Annotated in this window: 2 protein-coding genes; one reads left to right on the top strand and one right to left on the bottom strand. The window is 67.2% G+C overall.

The features are described from left to right. Positions 1-1,331, bottom strand: a 1,331-nt coding sequence (locus AB0M92_RS39165) for a DEAD/DEAH box helicase family protein (protein ID WP_366107172.1), incomplete at its 3' end; no start/stop codon positions are given. A 645-nt stretch (positions 1,332-1,976) separates the two neighbouring features. On the opposite strand from AB0M92_RS39165, the gene AB0M92_RS39160 reads away from it, so the two are divergent. Continuing rightward, positions 1,977-2,645, top strand: coding sequence for a hypothetical protein (locus AB0M92_RS39160; RefSeq protein WP_366107171.1), 669 nt, complete (start codon positions 1,977-1,979; stop codon positions 2,643-2,645). Positions 2,646-2,933 lie beyond the last annotated feature (288 nt).

Raw genomic sequence — 2,933 nt, 5'->3', positions numbered from 1 at the left:
AGAGCCCGGCCGATGTTCTGGACGATCTCGACCTGGGAGCCACGGGTGTCCGCGAAGCAGATCGCCTCCACCCCGCGCTCGCCGGTGATGTCGACGCCCTCGCCGAGCACGCGCACGGATGCGAGGAAGGCCCGGTGTACGCGTCGGTTGTCCGAGTCGATGCCGCCTGCGAACTGGCGCAGGACTTCGCGCCGCTCGGTGACGAGGTGGTCGCCGCACAGCCATGCCGACCACACCCGGTCCGGCGGTACGTGACGGCCGGCCTCCAGCTCGTAGAACTCCGCGTCAATGGACGACTTCGGCAGCTTCCCTGCGGCCGCCAGATCGGCGTCCGTGGCATCGGTGACGTACAGCTCGGCGGCGGTCTCCGGCAGCTTCTCCGCGAACGCGGCCGCCTCCTCCACTTTCTGGTGGAAGGTCATGACCGTACGCAGGTTGTACGCCGCCGAGTGCTCCAGGAGGGCGGCCTGCAGCAGCGCCAGGCGCCGGCCCCGCTGCGCCTCCTCGGACTCGCCGAGGACGGGGGAGGGGTCGCGGATCTCCAGGACGTCGATCTCGAACCCGGCGAGGATCCCCCGCTCGATGCTCTCGCTCAGCCCCAGCTCCGCGAGCCACGCCCCGTAGGTGCCGTCGGGGTCGTCGGTCATGCTCGCGATCTCCGCCTCAGGGCCGCCGGCCTTCTGCGGGCGGGGCGCGGCGAGGATGCGCGGGGTCGCGGTCAGGTAGAGCCGGAAGTCGGCCGGGATCCGGGTGTTGTCGTGGATCGCTGCCCACGGGCGTCCGAGGTCGCCGGCGGTTCCGTGGGCCTCGTCGACGATGGCGAGGTCGAAGCCCGCCATCTGCTGCCCGTAGAGCCGCTCCCCGCCCGCCAGAGCGGCCTCCAGCGGCCCACGAACCTTCCGCTGTCCCTCGGGTGCGTCCAGGTCCTCGCGGTCCACCAGGGAGGCGTAAGTGGCGAACACGACGACTGGCCCGGCCCCGGCCCACAGGGCGAGCTGGATCGGGTTCGTCGTCGTACGCACGCCGAGCTCCTCTAGGACCGCGTCGTTCTCCAGCGAGCAGACCGCGACCATCGGGGCCCGGTGGCCCACCGCCCGCCATGTCTGGGCGGTCTGCATGAGGAGGTCCAGGGTCGGGACGGTGACGAGGATCCGCCCGCCCGGGAAGCACTCCAGCGCGGACGCGGCAGCCATGATCGTTTTTCCCGAGCCGGTCGCGGACACGATCGTTCCCCGGGCCCCCTGCGGAGGCACGGATGACCTTGCAGGGAACCCCACCCATTTTCGAAACGATGACTTCTGGTCCACCTGGTGCTCTCGGAGCTGAATCAAAAGAATTCTCCTGATTCCGGAAGTACCTGTCTGACGGAAGTGATCCGGTAGTCGTCGTCTCGGTAGGTGCTGCCGGTCCGGCCAAACATGCGCCGTGCGTGTGCGACGGCTGACCCGCTCGAGGCCGCGAATATGTGGCGGACCACCACCTCTTCTCCTTCGGGAGCGGTAGTTACCCGGGCTGTAATCCGGTAGACGCGGTGCCGCAGCACCTCGACCGGCAGCCCGGCATCTGGTTCATCGCTCCACGCAGCTTCGGTGGCTTTGCGCTGGGCACGCTGCTTTTCCCTGCGGGCGACTCGGCGGTCCTCGTCCGGGGGAGTACGCGAACATCTGCTGCTCCGTCATGACGCGTACGATCCGGGCCCATTCGAGCCTCTGGCTGGAAGCGATGTCCACCCTCGCTCGGCTTCCGCGGCTCTTTGGATGCTGCGAGCGCTCGCTCTTCACGGTCCCGGGCAGCCCGGGGCTGTTCTTCCACTTGGCTCAAGGTGAGTCCGACGGCCTGTCTGACCACAGAGATCCGTGCCAATTCATCCGGATGGTATTCATAGACAGGCATCCAGCACACCCGCTTCCAAGCCCCTGGCACATGTAGTCTAGTTTCACCAACAGTACATGCTGCATCAGACAAGGGGGGGTTGTATGGAGTTCATGGCTGGGATCCATGGCATGAGGGCAGCTGATGCGGGGTCGCTGCTCGGGGCATGGGCTGATTCCGGGGTGCGGGTTTTCGAGGTGGAAACCGGCGGGGCGACGGAGAAGGCCGAGATCATTCAAGCCTTTGCCCGAGTGGTGCCGACAGAACCGCTGGCGTCGGGGCGGAGCTGGGAGGGGTTCTCGGACTCACTCTGGGAGGGCCTGTACCAGTTGGAGGATACGCGTGTGGCGATCGCCCTGAGCGGAGACCAGTGGACGCACCGGCCTCATGGCGACGTCCAGACTGCGCTTGATGTCCTTCAGGACGTCGTGACTCTGCTGCAGGACGAGCAGGCGACCGTCGGCAGGCCGACAGACGTGTGCGTCTTGCTCGTCGGCAACGCCTACTACGGGTGGGGAGATTTCCGTATCGTCTGGGTCTTGGAAGCGTTCGACCGGCGATCCGGTGACTTTCGAGAGAGGTATCTCCTTCCAGGGGTGTCAGACTCCGTCGTCAGTACGTGGATTGGCATCCCAGAACTGACAGGAGATCTCTACGACGTTCCGGAAGGAATACTTCAGACGATCTCGACGCGCTCTGGGATTCCTGTCTTCCCAGAAGACTGTGACTACTTCTTGGGCCGAGAGACGCTGCCTGAGGGTGAGCAGCCCTGAGGCACCCCCCAGCACAACGCGCAGTGGGCCGTCCTGGGAGGCGGAGCCGGAAGGACCTGGGGTGGGAGCGAAGCGGACACCCCAACGGGCTGAAAGCCAGGACCCCGTGAAACGGGGTCACCTCCTGCGCGAAGCGCGGGAGCCCCCTGGCCCGCGAAGCGGGCCCTCGGGTGGAGCGAAGCGGAACCCGAGCAGTCCGCAGCGAAGCGGAGGACCCCGGCCGAAGGCCGGCCATTGCCCGGCGGAGCCGGGCCCCGTCGAGCGAAGCGAGGCGGCCACTCTGGGCGG

The sequence above is a fragment of the Streptomyces sp. NPDC051582 genome, from assembly GCF_040681715.1.
Taxonomy (GTDB): domain Bacteria; phylum Actinomycetota; class Actinomycetes; order Streptomycetales; family Streptomycetaceae; genus Streptomyces.
The sequence above is the reverse complement of the archived record's forward strand: the minus strand, read 5'-3'. Positions and strand labels throughout refer to the sequence as shown.

What these genes read in the sequence shown, in the direction of transcription:
- AB0M92_RS39160 (WP_366107171.1), top strand. Translation starts at nt 1,977, where the DNA reads ATGGAGTTCATGGCTGGGATCCATGGCATGAGGGCAGCTGATGCGGGG.